At 37.8% G+C, this 21607-nt stretch carries 19 protein-coding genes; 5 read left to right on the forward strand and 14 right to left on the reverse strand.

The features are described from left to right. The first annotated feature begins 86 nt into the window (after positions 1-86). Positions 87-773, forward strand: coding sequence for an ArsR/SmtB family transcription factor (locus AO843_RS20895; protein WP_054613001.1), 687 nt, complete (start codon positions 87-89; stop codon positions 771-773). A 28-nt stretch (positions 774-801) separates the two neighbouring features. Here AO843_RS20895 and AO843_RS20900 read toward each other — a convergent pair whose 3' ends face one another. The 4 genes from AO843_RS20900 to AO843_RS20915 all read right to left on the reverse strand — a co-directional run bounded on the left by AO843_RS20900 (position 802) and on the right by AO843_RS20915 (position 4985). Then, a complete protein-coding gene (locus AO843_RS20900) occupies positions 802-1674 on the reverse strand; it encodes a DMT family transporter (protein WP_054613002.1) in 873 nt (290 codons plus the stop codon). A gap of 145 nt (positions 1675-1819) precedes the next feature. Continuing rightward, positions 1820-2761 carry an alpha/beta hydrolase gene (locus tag AO843_RS20905; RefSeq protein WP_054613003.1) on the reverse strand — a complete coding sequence of 314 codons (942 nt, stop codon included), beginning with the start codon at positions 2759-2761 and terminating at the stop codon, positions 1820-1822. A gap of 191 nt (positions 2762-2952) precedes the next feature. Then, positions 2953-4314 carry a sensor histidine kinase gene (locus tag AO843_RS20910; protein WP_054613004.1) on the reverse strand — a complete coding sequence of 454 codons (1362 nt, stop codon included), beginning with the start codon at positions 4312-4314 and terminating at the stop codon, positions 2953-2955. After that, the gene (locus AO843_RS20915) at positions 4311-4985 is read right to left on the reverse strand and encodes a response regulator transcription factor (RefSeq protein WP_054613005.1); all 675 of its coding nucleotides are present in this window, start codon (positions 4983-4985) and stop codon (positions 4311-4313) included. Before AO843_RS20915 ends, AO843_RS20910 begins: the two co-directional genes overlap by 4 nt. Before the next feature lie 219 nt (positions 4986-5204). Between AO843_RS20915 and AO843_RS20920 the strand changes: the two genes are divergently transcribed. Beyond that, positions 5205-6086 (forward strand): gluzincin family metallopeptidase, encoded by an 882-nt coding sequence (locus AO843_RS20920; RefSeq protein ID WP_054613006.1) that lies wholly within the window; start codon positions 5205-5207, stop codon positions 6084-6086. Between the two features lie 137 nt (positions 6087-6223). On the opposite strand, the gene AO843_RS20925 is transcribed toward AO843_RS20920, so the two are convergent. The 8 genes from AO843_RS20925 to AO843_RS20960 form a co-directional block, all read right to left on the reverse strand. Then, entirely contained in the window at positions 6224-7012 is a 789-nt protein-coding gene (locus tag AO843_RS20925; RefSeq protein WP_054613019.1) for a lipid II flippase Amj family protein, read from the reverse strand. A 250-nt stretch (positions 7013-7262) separates the two neighbouring features. Next, on the reverse strand, positions 7263-8531 hold the full coding sequence (locus AO843_RS20930) for an MFS transporter (RefSeq protein WP_054613007.1): 1269 nt from the start codon (positions 8529-8531) through the stop codon (positions 7263-7265). A gap of 93 nt (positions 8532-8624) precedes the next feature. After that, positions 8625-9275, reverse strand: a complete 651-nt coding sequence (locus tag AO843_RS20935; protein WP_054613008.1) for an ArsR/SmtB family transcription factor — start codon at positions 9273-9275, stop codon at positions 8625-8627. 155 nt (positions 9276-9430) lie between these two features. Further along, positions 9431-10618: an MFS transporter gene (locus tag AO843_RS20940; protein WP_054613009.1), complete on the reverse strand. Its 1188-nt coding sequence runs from the start codon at positions 10616-10618 to the stop codon at positions 9431-9433. Positions 10619-10847: 229 nt separating this feature from the next. Next, a complete protein-coding gene (locus AO843_RS20945; protein ID WP_054613010.1) occupies positions 10848-11717 on the reverse strand; it encodes a metal ABC transporter permease in 870 nt (289 codons plus the stop codon). Further along, the gene (locus AO843_RS20950) at positions 11714-12586 is read right to left on the reverse strand and encodes a metal ABC transporter permease (protein WP_054613011.1); all 873 of its coding nucleotides are present in this window, start codon (positions 12584-12586) and stop codon (positions 11714-11716) included. The genes AO843_RS20945 and AO843_RS20950 overlap by 4 nt, the downstream gene beginning before the upstream one ends. 11 nt (positions 12587-12597) lie before the next feature. Continuing rightward, entirely contained in the window at positions 12598-13326 is a 729-nt protein-coding gene (locus AO843_RS20955; protein WP_054613012.1) for a metal ABC transporter ATP-binding protein, read from the reverse strand. A gap of 9 nt (positions 13327-13335) precedes the next feature. Continuing rightward, positions 13336-14250, reverse strand: a complete 915-nt coding sequence (locus AO843_RS20960; RefSeq protein ID WP_054613013.1) for a metal ABC transporter solute-binding protein, Zn/Mn family — start codon at positions 14248-14250, stop codon at positions 13336-13338. Positions 14251-15307: 1057 nt separating this feature from the next. Here AO843_RS20960 and AO843_RS20965 point away from each other — a divergent pair. Together AO843_RS20965 and AO843_RS20970 are read left to right on the forward strand one after the other, a co-directional pair. Continuing rightward, complete coding sequence (locus AO843_RS20965) at positions 15308-16327, forward strand: AraC family transcriptional regulator (RefSeq protein ID WP_054613014.1); 1020 nt, start codon at positions 15308-15310, stop codon at positions 16325-16327. A gap of 103 nt (positions 16328-16430) precedes the next feature. Further along, positions 16431-17225, forward strand: coding sequence for an SDR family NAD(P)-dependent oxidoreductase (locus tag AO843_RS20970; protein ID WP_054613015.1), 795 nt, complete (start codon positions 16431-16433; stop codon positions 17223-17225). Positions 17226-17480: 255 nt separating this feature from the next. Here AO843_RS20970 and AO843_RS24255 read toward each other — a convergent pair whose 3' ends face one another. Continuing rightward, on the reverse strand, positions 17481-20273 hold the full coding sequence (locus AO843_RS24255; RefSeq protein ID WP_082389551.1) for an InlB B-repeat-containing protein: 2793 nt from the start codon (positions 20271-20273) through the stop codon (positions 17481-17483). Next, a complete protein-coding gene (locus AO843_RS20980; RefSeq protein ID WP_054613016.1) occupies positions 20274-20543 on the reverse strand; it encodes a hypothetical protein in 270 nt (89 codons plus the stop codon). It abuts the gene before it with no gap. Positions 20544-21265: 722 nt separating this feature from the next. Here AO843_RS20980 and AO843_RS24945 point away from each other — a divergent pair. Beyond that, positions 21266-21475: a hypothetical protein gene (locus AO843_RS24945; protein WP_197278974.1), complete on the forward strand. Its 210-nt coding sequence runs from the start codon at positions 21266-21268 to the stop codon at positions 21473-21475. The last annotated feature ends 132 nt before the right edge of the window (positions 21476-21607 follow it).

A 21607-nucleotide genomic window follows, 5' to 3' on the forward strand; every position in this document is an offset into this window, starting at 1 on the left:
TATTTCGCCTCCTCTATAACTTTTATTGTAAACGATAATGACTTTGACTAAAATCAAAATATAGAAAACTGAAAGGATTGTGACACATGGGAATTAATCCAAATATGGCAGAAGTAGCAGCACTCCTCGGTGAAACATCAAGAGCTACTATACTCGCTAGTATGATGGACGGTCGTTTCCATACTGCTAGTGAACTAGCATATATGGCTGCCATCAAACCTCAAACGGCTAGCTTTCATCTAGCTAAACTAGTAGAAGGAAAGCTGATAAAGGTTGAAAAACAGGGCAGACACCGTTATTTTCAATTGGCAGGCGAAGACATTGCTCAATTTCTTGAATCTTTTCTAGCCATTTCGCCTCCCCCTGAAGTACGTTCTTTAAAACAATCTAGCCAAATAAAATTATTGCAGGATGCTAGAACTTGCTACGATCATCTCGCTGGTAAATTGGGCGTCGAATTGACGGACTCAATGTTGAAAGCGGGCTATCTAAAATTAGAGGAAAAGCAATTTAACTTGACAGATGAAGGCACATTATTTTTCACAACATTTGGCATCGATCTACCTGCTTTAAAAAAGAAAAGAAGATCCTTCTCTCACGCCTGTTTAGATTGGAGTGAACGGCGTTACCATCTGGCTGGTGCTCTTGGTAGTGAGCTTTTCAATCATTTATTCCAACTTGGCTGGCTCACTCGTGTGCCCTCTATTCGCGCCATTCAAGTGACGGAGAAAGGTAAAATTGGATTGAAAGAGGTATTTCAAATAGAGCTATAAGAGTAACTAGACTTGAGGTAGGTCACTATTACCTCAAGTCTTTTCCTCGACTAAAAGTGCGATTTACTAAATAAATTCCGACCAGTATGAATAGCCCTCCTACCATTAAAGATGGTTGTAATGGCTCATCTAATAATAGCCAGCCCGTTAAAACCCCGAAAAAGGGCGCTAGAAACAGATAGGCACTTGTTTTTCCAGGATCGCTATTTTGCAGTAGATAGTACCAGCCAGCAAATTGAATGATGGAAGAAAAGATGCTAAGCCATATTAAAATCAATAATGATTGTTGATTGACAATGAAAAATGGTTGCTCTAACAAGGTACTCGCAAGGAAAAGAAGGAAGCCCCCAAACAGCATTTGGTAGGCTGATAAAACCCAAGTATCAAATAAGAGACCCCATTTTTTGGCTAATAATGTTGCAATGGCCCAAAAAACAGCAGATAAAAATCCAAATAGAATACCTATCTTCCATTCAACTTGGGTACCCATTGTGATGATCACGCCGATTAAACCGAGCAAAACTCCTATCCATTGATGAAACTTGTAACGTACTTTGGTAAAAATAGTGGCAAATATGACAACTAGTAATGGGTTTGTGAATGTTAATATAGAAGACTCACTTGCTGTAATGGTACGTAGACTTAGAAAAATACACCCCATCACTCCAGCCGTTTGAAAGACTCCAATCATCAATAACTTGAACCACCCTTCCTTTGTGGTTGGATGTGGTCTTTTAAAGAACCTAACAACGATAGCCATAATGATCCCTGCCAATATAAAACGCAATGCAGCCAATAATAAAGGGGATGAATAGGGTAGCCCTAGTTTTACGATGGCAAAAGATGAACCCATTAAAAAGGTCGTAACTACTAATAGTGCAATAAATTGATAGTTTTTCATACAAATTTCTCCTTACCTGATTTAATCACTTTATATCGATTATAAACAGGAAGTAATTCAACATTTATCGAAGTATGGATTACGAAAAAAAGCATGTAATAAAAAATCTTACCTCTAATAACTAAGAGGTAAGATGCTATAAATATCAATTTTCCATAAATATCTTCAAGTTTTCAGCAATTTCTCGTGATTTTGTATGGTGTAAGTAATGATCTCCATCCATTATAATGACTTTGCCATGCACTGAATTTTTGACTTGCTCTTCATGGAGTGGTATCCAGTTTTTCTCAATTCCATCATTGTTGTTCGCCTGAACAAATAACAAAAGAGGTAAATCTTTAGGGAATGTAAGGTTTTCTGCGTCTTTAAATTTTTGATATAAACCCGTCAATTCATTGGAAGTACTCGAATTGTAAAAGTTTTTGAGTGTAATCATCCTTATTTGTTCTTTTGTTTCATCATCATAGGGTAATCCAGCATACGGATCACTACCTGATAGTTTTAGAGCCACTCTAGCGATTCCAGATTTTTTGAGAAGTTGTAATGACTTGATTGGGAATTCCGTATCCATACCACCCTGAGTAGGCACACTGCTATCAATTCCTACAAATGCAGTTACCTCACTTGGATATTTATTGACATAATCGAGTCCATAGATTCCTGCTATAGAGTGTCCCATTAATATATACTGGTCAATCTTCAACGTCTGTAAAGCGTCATGAATCTCACTAACTATATTCTCCGTGCTTCGTTCTTTATCGGTATCATCACTTAAGCCATAGCCAAAAGGCTCTACTGAGACAACCTTATAATGGGGAGCTAATTCTTCTATAAGTGGCTTGAAATCAAGCGTTGGAGCTGCTGTTCCGAAGCCTGGTAGTAGTACGATTGTTTCTGTACCCTCTCCTTGAATCGTGATGTTCATATTTTCCCCATTAACGGAAACAAGCTGACCATAAGGTTCTATTTTTCCTTGTTCTATTTTGTTGCAAATAATATTTACTGTAAAAACAATAGCAAGTAGTAGCACAATTGTTACACCTATGACCGCTATTGATTTCAATAAAATTCTCGTAAATTTTTTCATGTTTGATGCACGAGGGGATTCACCTATACTCGTGCCTCCTCCTTTACTACGATTTTTCCAGCTACCTGATTAGCTGTTAACAACAGTGTAAAGGACGAAAATGTCTTCCCAATGACGGGAATATGAACGCAATATGAACAACAAGAAAATGTTGCGATATTATACATGAAAAGTCACATATGAATAAACTTTTAATTGGCACTGATCGGCAGCGTAACAATAAATGTCGTTCCTTGTCCAAGTTCACTCTCCACCAGAATATCCCCCTGATGCAGAGAAACAATTTGTTTAACGATTGCGAGTCCCATACCACTCCCCTCATATTTTCGACTATGGGAACGATCCGCCTTAAAAAACCGCTCAAATACAAGCTTCTGATCTTCTAATGAAATCCCAATCCCTGTATCTGTTACTCGAACTGACACATGATGAGCATCTTGTTGCATGCTGATCTCAATCGTGTCACCATCATTTGAAAATTTAATACTATTAGTAAGAAGATTTGTCCATACCTGATTTAATTGATCGTAATCTGCCATAAGCCGAACAGCCTTCAACTTAAGCTCAAAATCGATATTGCGTGAAGACCATTGCGGTTGGATCGAGACAATAACACGTCTAATTTGTTCATCTAGGTTGAACGTATCAAGATGCATTGGCTGTGTCTTTGATTCTAGTAAGCTCAACTTTAATAGGCTATCACTCATTTTAGACATTCGATTGGCTTCTGAAATGATAATATCAAGATAACGGCTTTTTTCATCATCAGTTACATCGACTTGCTTCAGTGCTAACGCATAGCCTGATATGGAGGTAAGCGGAGACTGCATTTCATGGGATACGTTTGATACAAAATCTCTCCTCATTTGCTCTAGCTGCTGTAACTCCTCTGCCATATATTCAAAGCTTTTAGCCAAAGTACCTAGCTCTCCTGATTGCTTAATATTTAACTCTACATTGAAATCGCCACCTGCAATATGTTTAGTTGCTTGTGTTAATTTTTTGATTGGCTTGACTAGAAACATAGCTGCTACTAAAAACACAACACTTCCTATAACAAGGGCATATGTAGCAAAATTCAAAATCAACTTTATGGAAAAAGAGATTGAAGGTAAAGAAATAGTTTGGATAAACATTGCTTTTGTTCCCATTTCAGTTGTTAGAGGTATACCTAAAAGTATAGATGAAACACCCCCGGGATTGACTTGAATGACCTCTCCATCCAGTACAGTTTGTACTTGTGCCATTGTTACAGGAGCCAGTTGTTCGTCATGAAGCTTTCCATAAGACTTAAACTGCCCGGTTTCTTCATAAATGCGAATATGATAGGATTCAAGCTGATGCATATCGCGAATAAATCTATCTGCTTCATTAAATGGCAATGTGGCAAAAATTTGTACAATGTCTTGACCAAAATTTAGTAAGGGAATTTGTAAGTTTTCATTCAGTTTATCTTTAAATACCCATGTTGCCATGAAAAAGGAGATGATCGTTCCTCCAATGACAGCAACTAGAAATATTAAAACGACACGTGTATATAAAGATTTGATCATTCATCAACCTCTAACCTGTAGCCAAGACCTCGTATCGTCTCGATATGAAAATCAGCTATCGTGGCGAAACGCTCACGCAAGCGCTTTATATGTACATCAATTGTTCGATTATCCCCAGCATAATCTATTCCCCAAATTTGATCGATCAGCTGCTCACGTGTGTAGACTTGTCCTGGTGTTTCAGCTAGCTTGTATAATAATTCAAATTCCTTGAGTGGCAACGTAATAGATTCCGTTCCATTCATAATTTTATAGGTCTGACGGTCAAGTGTAATAGTACCAAGCTTTATGGTCTGCGGGTAACCAATTCTGTAGCGCTTTAGTAAAGCTTTGACACGTACCGTCAACTCTAACGGATCGAATGGCTTGGTCAAGTAATCATCTGTCCCAAGCTCAAAGCCTTTGACTTTTTCCCACGTTTCACCTCTCGCCGTCAGCATAAGTAATGGGATTTCAGCATTCGCTCTACGTAGCTCCTTACATAAAGCCCAACCATCCATTGTTGGCATCATAATATCAAGCACTACGAGATCAACAGGTGTTGAGTGATAGATGGATAGTGCTTCCTTACCATCTTCGGCTTCCAATGTTGTGAACCCGTCCTTGCGCAGAAATAAGCATACGAGTTCGCGAATATTCGCATCGTCATCAGCAACAAGTATAGTCGTCATACATCCGTTCCCTCTTTTCCAATGTAAAATTCAACCCTATTATACTATAAATCAACTTCACTTCTCTCCTACATGACTCTCCTTTCTTAGAGGAACTCTTAGGAAGAAGGGCTATACTTACAGAAACCTATTCTTCATCCCTTCTATTTTTACAAAAAATGAAACTTTCGGTTTATAAGTTCGTATTAAACAGAAAATACTGATTTTTCTGGAGGTAATATGTTTAAAATTAGAGCCTTTTCCCTTATCTTTATATGCTTATTAACAGCCTGCTCTCTGGAGAATGTAGTTCCTAAAGAGCAAATACAAGAAGAAAAAAATGATGAAAATATCGTAGTAACAGCAGATGGTAAAGTAACCTTTAAGATTATTAATAACATTGAGGCTCCCCAAGAAACTGTGGATACTATAAAAGATGAAATCCGTAAGACATATGATGATATTCTGCAATCCATACATACTTCATATGTTCCATCTGAGCAAATAACAATATTTCTAAATGGTGAAGGCAGTCAATCATGGGGATTAGCATCGAGAATAGAATTAGCTATCAGTCAAGATGGTTACTATCCACTTGTTCATGAAATGACACATTCCTTACTTGGTTATGGCGATAATTTTGGTTCCGATCATGGCTATTTTACACAAGAGGGTTATGCGGTTTATATGGACGATCAATTTGGTAAAAATGAATTATATCTCGAAAAGTTCATGAAGTATTTTATTGATTCAGATAAATTAATTCCCATTAGCAAATTGATTGATCCAAATCAAGATGATGCCTATTTTCGCCCAGGTCTTACAAATCTAGATGAAGTGAACACCCTTATGGGAATGAGTTATACACACGCTGCTTCATTTGTTAAATATTTAATTGATACCTATGGACTCGAAAAATTTGAACAGATATACAATAAGAAGGACTTGGCAAATAAAATAGAAGAAGTATACGGAAAAGGTGTTCATGAAATAGAAATGGAGTGGTTAGCCTTTATTAATAATCAAAAGGGGTTTACCTATGAAGAAAAAAATTTAGTGGGCTTCTATGATTTTAATACCATTATGATTAGATTAGATCCTAGCTATTTTGCAAAGGAATGATCTTTTAAAAAGTCGAAAAAACCATACTATCATTATAACTATATGAAAAAAAGATCTAAGGTCGGACATATCGAACTTAGATCTTTCCATTTTATTTGCAGGTAAGTTCTGCTGGGATAATAGCATTACATACAATTTTAAGCAATTAGCTTTGCAAACCATGCTACATAATGAGCACCAGGGATGAATAATAACTGTGCCACAATCGTTCCTAAAAATCTTGAAAACATCATCATGACAGAGGCTCTTTTTAAGTCTAGATAGCTTCCCCTATTATTGATTACATCATCGGCAAGAATAGAGATTTTTGGGTCAATGAATAGAATTAATAGAATGGTCGCTATGCCATTGACTAAGCCAGATGCCATCACAGCAGTATTTTTAAATTCAGGTACTAATAAAGTCGCATACAGAGCGGATAAAACGCCAATGGTATAGATTCCCGTAATAACTATGTTGGTGATGAATAATTTTAAAGGAATATCTCGTAAGCCAATGCCTTTTAGATAGGTAATACTAGGTTTGTGAATATGCTTCAAGCCTCGTCTTATATATTCAAATGTAAAACCCTTTTTCACTAAGGCTGGAATCGAACCCCTTTCCTCCGCCAAATGGACGATAGCCCTTGAAAAAATGGCTATGAAGGTTGGAATCAATAAGATTCCTAGTAGTGTTCCAAGCGATGCTGCTCCAATAATTATTCGAAACTGCTGTTCTACATGCGTCAAGGCATAATCTGCAGGTGCTGTATCGACTAAACTTCCTGTGAACGGTTGTTGCATCATATTGGCCAGCCGTGAAACCATGACCATGACATTAAAAAGAGATAAAGCGGATGCTAGTAATCTGACCCGTGCTCCAGATAAACGTACTGCATAAGCAAGCGTTTCAATAGCATGAATGATTAAAATAAATAAGGCAATCATGATTAATCTATTTGTTATTAAATCCACACTGTGTACCTACTCTTAGCTTTCTAACGATTTTACATACAGACGTATATTGATTAAAATAGTTCCGATTTTAAAAATCTTACCCTAAAAATACATTCTGTGGAAACAAAAGCGTTCCACAGGATGTGTTGGAGATTTTAGCAATTGTCGTTTTTCCACTACCAGCATTCCCTCAAATGATTATTAACTTTGATTCCAATTCCCTTCTCCTTCACCCGCTATTTTAAGCTGCTCTTCTGGACCAAATAACTACAGGAATAAGTAGTAACGACAAAAGCCCTCCCGCTAATGACAATGCCGCATAACTTGCATTCGCTACTACCATTCCTGATAGCGCACCTCCAGATGCCCCCGCCAATGCTACAAAAACATCCATCTTTCCCTGTGTTTTTGCACGTGTAGACGGCTCAGTCGCATCTACGATTTGCGCGGTACCACTAATTAAACCGAAGTTCCAACCTAAACCCAGTAAAGAAAGTGCCACTATGAGTAAAACCATCGAATCGCTAGGAGCGAATGCAGCTAACAAGCCTGCTAGGAGCAGTGTAATACCCGAGGCAATACTCATTGCGGTACGGCCAATTTTATCTACAAGAATTCCTGTTATCAGTGATGGAAGATACATAGAACCTACATGAAAACCGATGACAATGCCAACTTCCGTTAAACCATGCCCATGGTGTTTCATATGTACTGGTGTCATCGTCATGATGGCTACCATGACAATTTGCGTTAAGACCATTACAGTTGCCCCTATCGCTAAGCCCCGTTTATTGCCTGTTGGAGGTATGGACTCTGTTTGATTTTCTTTCGCATACTGTTGCTTATATGCCTCCATTCCTTTGGCAATTTCTAAAGGATCAGGACGCAACATGATAAATAGGACCAGCCCGGCTACAATAAAAGCAGCAGCAGATAAAAGAAACGGCCCAGCAAGTGCTGGAATACCAATGGACAGCGCCACTTTCCCCATCAGTTCTACTAAATTCGGACCTAAAACAGCGCCGAACGTTGTCATAAGCATGGTCGTACTAATGGCTGTAGCACGTTGTTTGTCATTCGCTAAATCTGTGCCCGCGTATCGTGCCTGTAAATTGGTTGCAGTTCCGGCCCCATAGATTAGTAGAGATACAAACAACATAATAACACTATTAAATACAGCAGCCATGACAACTCCAATGGCTCCAAGCCCGCCAACAATAAAGCCAGTGGATAACCCTGTTCGTCGGCCATAACGTTGTGATAATTTACCAACAATTAAAGCTGCACCCGCTGACCCTAACGTAAATAATGCGGATGGTACACCTGCATAAGCATCTGTTCCAAGCATTTGCTGAGCCAACAGAGCCCCTACTGTAATACCTGCTGCTAGCCCTGCTCCCCCAAATATTTGGGATAGGCTAACTACTATTAGCACACGCCTATATAAGCTTTTTAGTTTTTCTGGTGACTCTATAAACGATTCAATTGAAATTTCCGCTTTTCCAGACATTCTTTTACCTCTCTTTCTAATTTAGACAAGATATAGCATGTAACCATCTTATCTGCCACTAATGTTCAAAAAGTAATTCATTCTTGCTCTTCGTTATTCTCCAGCCAACTTTTGCCATTCTAAAACACCCTCTTCTAACCGAAAAGCATTAATCCCGTTTGCTTTCAATATTTTTACAGCTTCGGCTGACATTAAGCAATAAGGTCCTCTGCAGTAAGCCACAATGTCAAAATGGGTTGGTAGTGTAGCTAGTTGATCCTCTAACTCTTCAATAGGCATAGAAACGGCTCCTGGAATATGTGCTTTTTCAAATTCTTCTTTTGGTCGAACATCGAGTAATAGCACCTCGCCCATATCCATCCTTGTTATGAGATCCGAAAGCGTCACTCCCTCTATGCCAAGATGTTCATTAAAAAATGCTTCTTTTATTTGTTGAACCTGAATCAATTGTTTTTCAGATAGTGCATGTAATGTCGTTAAAAAATCGGCAATCACTTCATCTGCCAATTCGTAAATGACAAAATTGCCTTCCTTTGAAAACTTCACTAATCTTGCGTTAAAAAGTGTCTTTAAATGCTGGGAAACATTAGCTACTGACATGTCCGTACTTTTGGCTAATGCATCAACAGACTTCGGACCTTGAGAGAGGATATCAAGAATCTCTAATCGTTTAGGACTTGATAAACTTTTTCCAATCCTTGCGAATTCTTGATATAACAAATCCTTTAAATTTCGTTCATCCATTTGGATAACCACCTTTCAACTATTCAATTAATTTATTGAATAGTTGAATATTAATTCTTTATTTTACCATTGTCAATTACTTAATTTTACGAAGGAGACCATTTTTTAAGCACAAAAAAGAACATGTTTCAATAAAACATGTTCTACCATTAAGACTAGTGTGCATGCATGACGACTTTCTTTTTCTTAGAATAGAGTAAAAATATAGTCGTTAAACTTAAGCTAATAATGCCAAACACAAGCCCCATTCCGCTTAAACCGATTACATCTAGCATCATACCTGTAGACAATAGCACGACTTGAAAGATAACGGAATCAATCATATTTCGGAATGAGAAAAAACGTCCATGGAATTGTTTTGGTACTTGCTTCTGAAAAATAACCATCGTCGTAGGGAAAAAACAGCCGACTGAAAAGCCAAATACCCCAAAAGCCACTAAAGCAAAAATTTTAATGTCTGCGAATAACAGCATCAGCTCCATCGACCCAATAATAAATGCCAATGTAAAGAGTAGCGTCCCCATTTGTACTCGTTCAGCTATTATTTTTAATCCCGCAGCACCTAGCATAAAGCCGATACCTTCCACTGTATACAATAACCCTGAGATTGTCGTAGATTGATGCATTTCAGAAATTTTCATAATGACTAAATTGAAAGAGCCTAAAAATAACGTCGGAATTAACATTAGAACCAGCGTCATTAGAACCATTGGATGCTCTTTCACCATCGGCAATACCTCTTTAAAGTTTCCTTTTTCTTTGTTTGTTAATGTTGCATTAGTCTCTTCATCTAATTGCAATAAACTAGTAATAACAAACATGACTATATAAACAATAAAAGAAATGATATATAACCATTTTAATTCAAAAAAGCTTAACATAAATCCTGCTGCAGCGGTACCGATGATCCTAGAAATGGTTCTAGCATTCATTTGCCAAGCATTCAGTGTGATTAAATCTTGCTCCCTTGCAATCATCGGAATAATAGATTGCAAAGCTGGCATATAAAATGCCGCTGCTATTTGCAAAGTAATTAAAAATAGAATCATCCAAATGACCGAATTGGTGTAAAGTGCGATAAACATAAATAAAACACTCACTATTCGCCCAATACTCGCCATTTGTACAACCGTTTTTTTCTTGGATTGATCAATAATGCGGCCAGCCATCGGACCGACGATCAAACCTGCTAAAATACCACAAGAAATAATTAATGATTTGTGAAAGTCAGAAGGTACTACCTCTTGCATAAAGGCGAGATTTCCAATAATACCAGCCCACAAGCCCAGACCGACGACAAATTCACCTAATAAAATAATCCATACATTTCGATTTCGCCACATGCTGTTCTCCTTGTTGTTCTTACTATGTCATAAAACCTATCGTAACAAAATTTTAAATATTCGTACATAGCGATATTGAAAAGATTGCTATATTCTATGCTACTCCTTCCCAATCTAATATTTTTTTAAAAGAGTATACTATTTTTCCTCTAACGAAAACTCATCCAAAATTTCGAATTATTCCATTAAAAAACACCGTTTGATGAACTAATCAAACGATGTTTTTTCATTATGACATTTCCAGTTTATGAACAAGCGCTTTTCTTCTACGCTCGGTGATTTTTTGACTGATTAAAGTAATGATAAATAGTAAGCCTACAGTTGTGGCCATCATACCTGCAATAGAAGTATCCCATAGCTTTGCTAAATAATAGCCAATCACTGATGCGCCTGCCCCAAAGAGCATACTGTAGACAAACATTTGCTGAATCGTCTTACTGATTAAATAGGCAGTTGCTGCAGGACCAATCAGCATCGCGACGACTAAAATGGCCCCTACACTATCAAAGGCAGCAACAGTTGTGAACGAAATCGAGGTCATAAATCCATAATGTAGAAAGACAACGGGTATACCAATTGTTGCGGCATAGACAGGGTCGAAGGTTGCGAGCTTCATTTCTTTAAAGAACAGGAACAGAAACACAATATTGATGATTAATACAAGTAGAAGCATCCACACAGCCTTAGGCATTGCTATACCTAGCAGCGTCCATCGATCCCATGGAACAAAAGCAATCTCTCCCATTAAGACATGCTCGACATCTAAATGGACATTACTAGCAAATAATGTAATCAGCAGGACACCCGCCGCGAACAAGGACGTAAAGACCACCCCTATCGCTGCATCCTCTTGAATACCAGAAGAATGTAATAATTGGACGAGATAAGCGGTTAAAATTCCAGCGATTGCTGCACCTATAAGCATCCAAAAGCCATTTAATGATTGTGTAATGATATAGGCCATGACAATGCCAAAGAGCACCGTATGGCTAATGGCATCCGCTATCATGGACATTTTACGCAAAATAAGAAAAACGCCTGCAATCCCACAAGTTACCCCCACTAATAGTCCAGTCAATACCACCCAAAATTCAATCATCCTATATCACCCTGCTTTCGAAATTGCATTTTTCTACGATATTTATTAATTTGGCCTGCAGGACTAATAAAATAAGAGATAAAGAATATACCCGCCGCGACTAAGACGATAATTGGACCTGTTGATAATCCCGTTCGAATCGCGCTAATAAAAGTACCTGTGATGCCAGCGATACCTCCAATCGCTGCACTCAAGAGGAGCATAGTGCTCAATTTTTTCGTCCATAATTTGGCACTTGCTGCAGGAATAATTAATAAAGCCGACATTAAAATAACGCCTACAGCTTGGATACCTGTAACAATCGTCATCACAATTAACACTGTCAACGTGGCCTTTAGAGCCTCTATCGGTAAGCCAATCCCTTTGGCATAAACAGGATCAAAGATGAGTAGCTTCCATTCCTTGTAGAAGAAAAGACTAACCAAAATAATAATAGCTGCACTGATAAACAGCCACATTAAATCAGCTTTTGTCATTGTTGCTGCTTTGCCAAAAATAAAATTATTAAGGCCACTTTGGTTGCCAAGTGGACTTCGGTTAACTACTGTCAAAAATACAACGCCGATGCCAAAAAATACGGTAAGAACTAATCCAATGGCTGCATCCGCCTTCAGTTTTGAAAATGACACAATCCATTGTATACAATAAACAGATAAGGCAGACGTAATGCCCGCTCCCAGCATTAAAATCGGTAATTCCTTTTGCCCTGTTAGCAAGAACGCGAGCGCGATGCCTGGTAATGCTGCATGTGCCGCAGCATCACCCACTAAGCTTTGTTTTTGCAAGAAGGAGAAGGTTCCTGTTATGCCAGCTGCGATACCAAGTAACATAGTGCCACTAAGTACCCACAATAAGTTACCACTTAACATCATGACCCTCCTTACGCATGCTGCATCATGAATAGTTTACCACCATATGTTTTTTGTAACTGTTCTGGTGTAAAAACCTCTTCCGTTGCACCTGATGCTAAAATCGTTTTGTTTAATAAAATCGTATAATCAAAATATTCTTTGACAGTTTGAAGATCGTGATGCACAACAAAAATACTCTTTCCCTGGGCTTTTAGCGCTTTTAAAATATCAATAATGGTTTTTTCTGTTGCAGCATCTACCCCAGCAAACGGTTCATCTAAAAAGTATATATCTGCATTTTGTGCAAGGGCTCTTGCTAGGAAAACACGCTGCTGCTGTCCACCTGAAAGCTGTCCAATAGAACGCTCTGCAAAGTCCTGCATACCTACACTTGCTAATGCTTGACGAGCGACTATTTTATCTTGCTTGGTCGGTCTTTTAAATAAACCTGTATGTCCGTATCGCCCCATCAGCACGACATCTAGGGCATTCGTAGGGAAATCCCAATCGACGGCATTTCGTTGAGGTACATATCCAACTACTAAACTTTTTGGCTCAAAGACTTTTCCTAGAATCTCAACCTTTCCAACTTTATTGGGAAGTTGATTTAATATCGCCTTTAAAAACGTTGATTTCCCTGCACCATTCGGTCCAATAATAGCAGCTAGATGGCCTTTAGGAACTGTCACACAAGCATTTTCCAATACTGTTTTCTTATCATATGCTACTGATAGATTTTCCACTGTTAATGCATACATTTTATCCACCTACTTTAATGCATCGACGATTGTGTCGATGTTATATTGATACATCCCTATATACGTACCTTCTGTTGTACCTTCCGCACCCATTGCATCCGAAAATAATTCGCCACCGATCACAATGTCATGCCCCTTTTCTTTAGCCCCTTCAATAACGGCCTTCATCGCTTTATCAGACACACTAGATTCGATAAAAATAGCCTTGATTTTATTAGCTACTAAGAAATCAACCATTTCCTGAACGTCTTTAACGCCATACTCTGAATCCGTACTTAGCCCTTGTAAGCCGCGCACTTCAAAACCTTGGCTTCGACCAAAATAATTGAAAGCATCATGTGCCGTTACTAAAATCCGTTGCGTCTGTGGAATTTCATTGACACGATTTTGTGCATAGCTTTGTAAATCATCCAGTTTCTTTAAGTAGGACACTTCATTCTGTTGAAAATCCTCTTTAAATGCTGGGTATTCTTCTTGAAGTTGCAAACTGATTGCTTTGACAACACCCTTCCAAAGCTCGATATCGAACCAAATATGGGGATCATGTAGCATGGCATCGCTATCACTGGCAAGTAATTGCTTCGTGTCTAATGTTTCCCCAACTGCCAAAACGGTTTTATCCTTTGCCATTTGCTGAAAAATATCGAGCATTTGTCCTTCTAAATGTAAGCCATTATAAAAAATGACTTCGGCTTTATCCAATTTCGATAAATCACTTTGAGTGGCCTTGTATAAGTGAGGATCTACCCCTGGTCCCATTAATGCTGATACTTGTAAATGATCGCCACTAATTTCTTTTATGGCATCTGCGATTTGTCCTGTAGTAGCGACAACAATTCCTTCTTTTTCACCTTCTGCTTCAGTTGAACAACCGAATAAGAGCAGCGAGAGTGATAGTACGAATACACCTAACCATTGTTTCATTAAGTTACCTCTTCTTTCATTTTATTAGCAATTGCTTGAAAAAAAGCAGTAATGATGCACCCTTAAAGGATTTGGCGGACAAACATCATTGGATCTTTTGACTATGTCCGCCTTGTAGTGGCTTGTATCATTCATGACATCGCTCTTTCTCAAATAACCGCTTTATTTATATAATTTTCCGAATAAACTGGCGCCAGCTCATCCAGAAAAGGATTAATATCATGCCAGCTCCTACAGATTCTGTGAGTTTCCATAGAATTGTAAGAATTAATAAAACTACCATTGGAAGAATCGTCAGCTTGAAATCACCTAACTCTTTCATTCACGCACTCTTCTTTCTTTCAAGATATTTTGTTTCCCTTAGGAAAAATATATGCTTAATATGAAAAAAATTCAACTACTTTATGAAAATTTCTTTAAAAAAATTTTTTTCTTTTAGAAAATTTACTTTCGCCCAAACAAAAAAACGCTATAACTGTTGGTAAAAATGTTGAATGTTACTTCTAAGTATTGTTTCAGATTTCAACTCATAAAAAAGGTGAAACAGTTAGACGAAGAGCACACGAAATTCAGTTATACTGAACGATGATGACATTTGCAGTAGATTTTTTCCGTTATTGTTCTTCCTGAAATAGAAACCGTCAGACATTCCATTGATATCATGCAGTTTTCTGTCTTCTAGGTGCAGCTTTGAAATAAAGTTTGATTAAAAACGCGATTCAAGCTTAATTTCATCCCATACAAAAAGCTATCGTTTTGAATAAAGATTGATCAAAACGATAGCTTTCTTCTATTTTTAAGCACTGTTTTTAATGGGATGGATACATCATTCTAGATATGCAGGAATGCTCTTCTAGAGTAGACCCCCTAAATCTCATAGTTCATCATCTATCACTACATTCTTTTGAATTTGGCGTAATTAGCAAGTTATTTGTCACGATTTGCTAGTTACAATGCGTCTTAGGAAAGATACTATAAAAATTGTCCCATCACAAAGTAGGACGAAAACTACGGTTAAAACCAATTAATGTAAGTAGATAAAGGAGGCACACTTTGTATGACATTACAAAATTCTAAGCGTATTAAAATGCCTTTGGGATTTTGGGAAGGATTACCTCAATTAGGGATGACCGCTCTCGATGTGGTTCGAAAAGCACGACTACCAATCACCATTATTACTGAACGAGTGGTCACCACCGCCCAATATTTTGCGATTTGGCAGGCTTATTCAGATCTCATTGATGACACTGCTCAAGGAATCATCAAGCTTGCGACTGGTTTTGAAACAGTTCATTATCCCCCAACTGTCTTAACTGCTTACCACGCTCGTAATTATCGTGATGCTCTAAGACGAATGGCAAGGTACAAGCAGCTGTGCCCGCCTGAAAGCTTACGTATCACCGAAGAAGGCGAGAATTGTACCATTGAACTAGAATGGTTGAATAGTGAGGAATCTGGCCCCCCAATGCTTGCTGGTGTCACGCTGGCATTTCTTCTCGAACTAGGGCGCAAGGGCACAGGACAACCTTTGACTGCGAAGTTCGTTGAATTTTCACACTCAATGGGTGATGTACAGAACCTTGAAGCTTACTTCGGATGCCGTGTTCAAATCGGTGCAAATTGTAACAAGTTGACGATACTTCGAGAAGATTTGGACCGCCACTTTGTCTCGTACAACGCAGAGTTGCTGGACATTCTGACTCCCGTACTGGATCAATCGTTGAATGAGCAACAACACACATGCTCAATAACCGAAATGGTCAAATGGATTATGAAGCGTAGTTTATCTGGAGGACGCTCTGACATCCATTCTATAGCGAGCGAACTAGGGATGAGCGACCGTACTTTGCAGCGCAGACTTACTGACGAAGGGACGAATTTCAAGCATTTGTTGACACAAGTTCGGCATCAGCAGGCACGAGAATATCTGTCAGACCCATCTCTTGATATTAAAGAAGTGGCCTTCCTGATTGGATTTGAAGACCAGAACTCGTTCTACCGCGCCTTCCGTCTTTGGGAGGGTGATACTCCTTCCAAATGGCGTACTGAATATTTAGGAGCAAACTTGATAAATTGACTTTGTCTAAATAATTTTATAACTAAATTAAACTTAAAAATTATCAGAACATTTTTTGAACGATAGAATCATCATAATAAGTAATTTAAAAGGAGAATAAAATATGGATATGGGATTAAACAATAAAATAGCTTTAGTGACTGGTTCAACAAAAGGTATAGGTAAAGCAATTGCCATTGAGCTTGCTAAAGAGGGTGTTAATGTACTAATTAATGGACGAAATTACGAAGAGGTAGAACGAACTGTAAATGAAATTAAGTCAGATTACCCGTCAACGTCCCCTCAAAATGCAACAGCCGATATAGTGGATATTCAACAAAGAGAAGCTCTATTCGAAAAATATCCTAATATTGATATTTTGGTCAATAATTTAGGTATTTATGAAATTATGCAATATGAAGACGTTGACGATGAAATATGGGAAAAATATTTCCGTACTAATGTTCTTGCTGCAAATGGATTATCTAAATTTTACTTACCTAAAATGTTGGAAAATGATTTTGGTCGTATTATTTTTATTGCGAGTGAAGAAGCAATCATGCCTTCGGGGCAAATGCCTCAATATTGTATGACTAAATCAATGCTATTATCATTGTCAAAAAGCCTATCTAAATTAACAATAGGTACAGAAGTTACTACTAATACAATTATGCCAGGACCCACTCTCTCTGAGAATGTATATCAAATAATCGAAGGCTTGTACCCTGATGAAAATATGACATTTTCAGAGAAAGAAAAAGATTTTATGACTACAAATTTACCCCAATCTGAAATACAACGATTTATCAAACCATTTGAAATAGGTAGAATGACTACATTTGTATGTAGTCCCTATGCATCTGCATTTAAAGGTTCTCCGATTCGTATGGATGGTGGTATGGTACCGACTATTTTTTAACATTGTTAAAAAATACACCTCTGCTTTCTTTAGAAATGGTAAACCCCCTATAAACTTAGACATTCATTTGCTGTAGATTTATTCACAGCGGTGGCGACATTATTTTATCAAGGGATTAATTAGGACATTCTGATTGTCTTCTAAGGATGGACAGAAAGTATTAAATGTCATGGATAGAAGAAGATGAAACAAAAGGTGAAAAGCCCAAACTACTGATTACACAGTATTTGGGCTTTATTGATGAATTCAGTTATGTTATCTTGTTAGATTCAATGCTCGATTAATCATTGCCACGAATTGTGCACGTGTCACGGGTTCATCAGGCTTAAATTTGCCTTTATCACCAAGTACAATCCCTAGTTCTTCCAGTGCAGCGATGTAAGCATAGCTCCAATGGGTTGTAGATACATCTTGGAAAGTACTTGTTCCACCTGGTTCTATCCCAAGGGCAAGTGCCACAATTTTAGCCATCTCTGCACGAGTCAGCGAATTATTTGGATGAAATTCTCCTTTTGATCCATCAACTATTCCTGCTTGTTGCAGTGACATAATGGCCTCATAGGAAGGATGATTTGTAGATACATCAGAAAATGAAACCACCTCACGTATTGGTTCAAACTCGAAAGCACGTATGAATAGCAAAGCCATGTGATGACGTTTGATGGTTTCATTCGGGTGAAAAGAACCGTCTGGATACCCTGTAATTATCCCTTGACTTGCTAAATCCTCAATCATTTCTTTTGCCCAATGTCCTGATAAGTCATCAAAAGTTACAACCGGAAGTTCAGAATTCGGTTCTTCTGGATTTGGTATCGGTTCTGGTGTCTTATTTTCAACCCATTTTGCATACAATTTTGTATCTTTTGACACCCGATCTTTTGTAATGTCCCACTTTTTTGTCAGCGCCTCATCATGATACCAGCCACCAAACGTATATCCTTCTTTTATGGGGATTGGTAGCTCTGCTAGTCTAGTATCATTTGTGACAGACAAATTATCTAATAGGTTCCCTCCATTCGTTTCAAAAAATACAATCGAAATTTTAGGAGGTGTTGGATTATATCCTCCACCATTATTGCCTGAAGAATTATTTTGAATCCACTTCGCATACAACGTCATATTCGCTGTTATGACATCTTTCGTAAAGTCCCACTGGTTAATGATGGCTGATTCTTTAAACCAACCACCGAATGTATAACCTGTTTTTGTTGGTGCAGTCGGTTCTGATGCTGTTGCGTTGTATGATATACTCTGAGCCGTGACAGCATCGCCTCCGCTTGACTCGAATGACAAAGTATAACGATTAACCTTCCATAAGGCATACAGTGTGACATCCGAGGCGTTAATAGAAAATTTGTTATTTACCACATAATTTATCCCACTGCCATCTGCTTTTGTATTCCAACCATTAAACGTAAATCCAGTCCTCACTAAATTTCTATTATTACCCGCTACTGTAACGCTATGTCCATCCTCATAAGTTTGACTATTGACTGGTACTTGTCCTCCAGTAGCGCCATTTCCGTCGTATTTTACTGTATATTTAATTGGTGCTATTTTATTGATACTGAAAGTTATGGTAATCGAGTTACCAGCGGCATCCGTAACAACGAGCACATAGGTACCGTCAGCATTCACAGACGTCCCACTCACAAACGGACTACCATTTAGAGTTGCTGTACCTTCGTTAAAAGTAATAGTTCGTGAGGAATTGTAGCTTTTGCCTTCCTCTACACCGCTGACAACAGGGACTGTCTTATCGATTGTAAAAGTAACGGTAGTAACATTACCTGCACCATCCGTCACAACGAGCACATAGGAACCATCAGCACTCACAGACATCCCACTCATAAACGGACTACCATTTAGAGTTGCTGTACCTTCGTTAAAAGTAATTGTTCTTGACGTATTATAACTTTTGCCTTCCTCTACACCGCTGACAACTGGGACTGTCTTATCGATGGTAAAAGTAACGGTAGTAACATTACCTGCACCATCCGTAACAATGAGCACATAGGAACCATCAGCATTCACAGACGTCCCACTCGTAAACCGACTACCATTTAGAGTTGCTGTACCTTCGTTAAAAGTAATTGTTCGTGTGGAATTGTAGCTTGCTCCGTTTATTACACCATTGACAATTGGGGCTGTTGTGTCCAGAATAACACTAGCCTGTGCTGATCCCTCATTGCCTGCCCTACCAATAAATCTTACATAAACTGTCTTTATACCATCACCTGTTGGCAATGTATAGCTCCTGCTATCGATATAAGCTTCTTCACTTGACCATGTGAGATTGTCGTTTGAGAACTGTAAGCGAGCGACATCCGTCACACCTGCTCCTAAGGTGAAATCAAGCATTACTACTCGTGATGTTGTATACGCTGCTCCTCCATTGATGGTTACTGACCCTGTCGGAGATGTCTTGTCTATTCGGAATTGGATTGTTTTTGATTGGCTACCAGCTGCAACCGTTAACGTGTATGAACCTTCAGCAGTAACTGGTGTTCCACTTGTAAATGGTGTTCCATTCAAAGTTGCTGTACCAATGTTAAATTTTGGCGTTACATTCGTATTATATAGACCTCCATCGTCAATTCCTGTTATCTCAATATTTACAATCTCAGAATAGGTAATAATTAAATATGGACTCTGACCCCCGCCCCCCATATTAGTTTTAGTCGTTTGGATGTAATGATCACTAGATAATATATTGGCAATTTGTGCTTCCTCAGCCGAAAAAGAGGAAAGAATAAATGTTGCTCTAGGAGTAGTTTTTGTTGATTCCTCTAATATGTAGCTTGTAAAAATAAAGGGAGCAAGTGTGGGTTTATTTACAAGGACTGAACTGTTTAATATTCTAGATTGTGTAGAACCTGTAGTTGGCGCTGGTAATCTCGAAGGTGTCACAGTGTTTTGAGTCCAATCGTGATTGGTGCTCGTAGAAACCTTGAATACGAAAGCAGCTGTTTCTTGAATCGTCCCACCTATTACTGGGAAGTAAAGGTTCGCAGTTTCAACCTGGTACCCTGGGGGAGTTGCTGGCAATTAAAATTTCAATAAGGATTGAACCTCTAACGGAGAACCAAAAGTTCCCTGATAACCTACATCCAGATATCTATATCCAGATCCTCCATCCTCGTATATAAACTTATTCGTACCCATTCCTTCATAAACAATTGTTGTATCCTCAGATGCATAAATAGGTATCGTAACCATATTTGCAGAAACTACATCTTGGTTATTAAAAATTAGTATTAGACCTATAACAGCTGGTAGCAGTAGTAACCTTACAATCGAACCAATCTTCTTTTTCATACATACACTTCCTTTACTAGTTAATGTTAGACAGTAATCAGCCATTATAAAACTAGTAGATGAGTACAAATCATATACTTACTTTCTTCAACAAAATCCTCTCTATTTTCATCATAAGATAGAATTAGTGATAACAATACTGACGAATGTTAATACTAGCACTATTAACATTCAGAAAATAACTTCTTATGATTTTAGCGGGAAGTAGGACTTTGCTTTAATGCTGCAATTTTTATTCTTTAAATTCCGTTTAATTTCCTCCTTTAATTTATTTTTTAGTGTGACACCACTTTCTTTGAGGAAGCGTATTGGCTCTGAAACAACCGATCTGAGAACAATCTAGGAAACCAAGTGTATGTCTAACTGATACTCGGATCGTCTGTATATTTTCTGCCACTGGTAGTGGAAAATGAAATCTAATTTATCGGAAATTTATCATATAATTGTATAAATAACTTAAAATGGTCTATTTATTATAAAGAAACTAGGAGGCGATAGCTATTCGAAAACTAAGAATAATATGGATTTTGGTAATAATACTAGTTATAATTCTGCTAATAATGTTGTTTTATCGTGGACGGCTAATTTCTTTTAATGATGTGGTATCTGAATTAGATATTGCGAGTATCAGAAATGTTTTGATTTCAGATACTAGAGAACAGTCGCATTATATTAAATCAGAGGAAATAGAACAGCTTATCTCGATATTAAATAGCCTCTCTATGAAAAACAAATTAATTCCTAATAGACCAGCTTTTAGTGAGGACGCTGTTATTATAGTTAGTTCAGCAGATCAAGAAAAATCTTTTACAATAATGTTAGACTATGAAAGAAATATCATTGGCATTAACCAGTATCATAAGAATATGAAACAATACATTCTTGAAGATGATTCTGATTTATTTTTATTTGTTCAAAGTTATTTAAAATAATAATGAGGTAGTCGAATTGAATCGACTACCTCATTTCAGACTGTAGACAAACTCAAAAAATTTGAGAGTTTGCCTACAGTCTTTTTTCTTTTACAATGAAATAAAGTAAAGCCGTTGATTTCCACTACGGGC

The sequence above is a fragment of the Lysinibacillus sp. ZYM-1 genome (assembly GCF_001308875.1).
GTDB lineage: Bacteria > Bacillota > Bacilli > Bacillales_A > Planococcaceae > Lysinibacillus.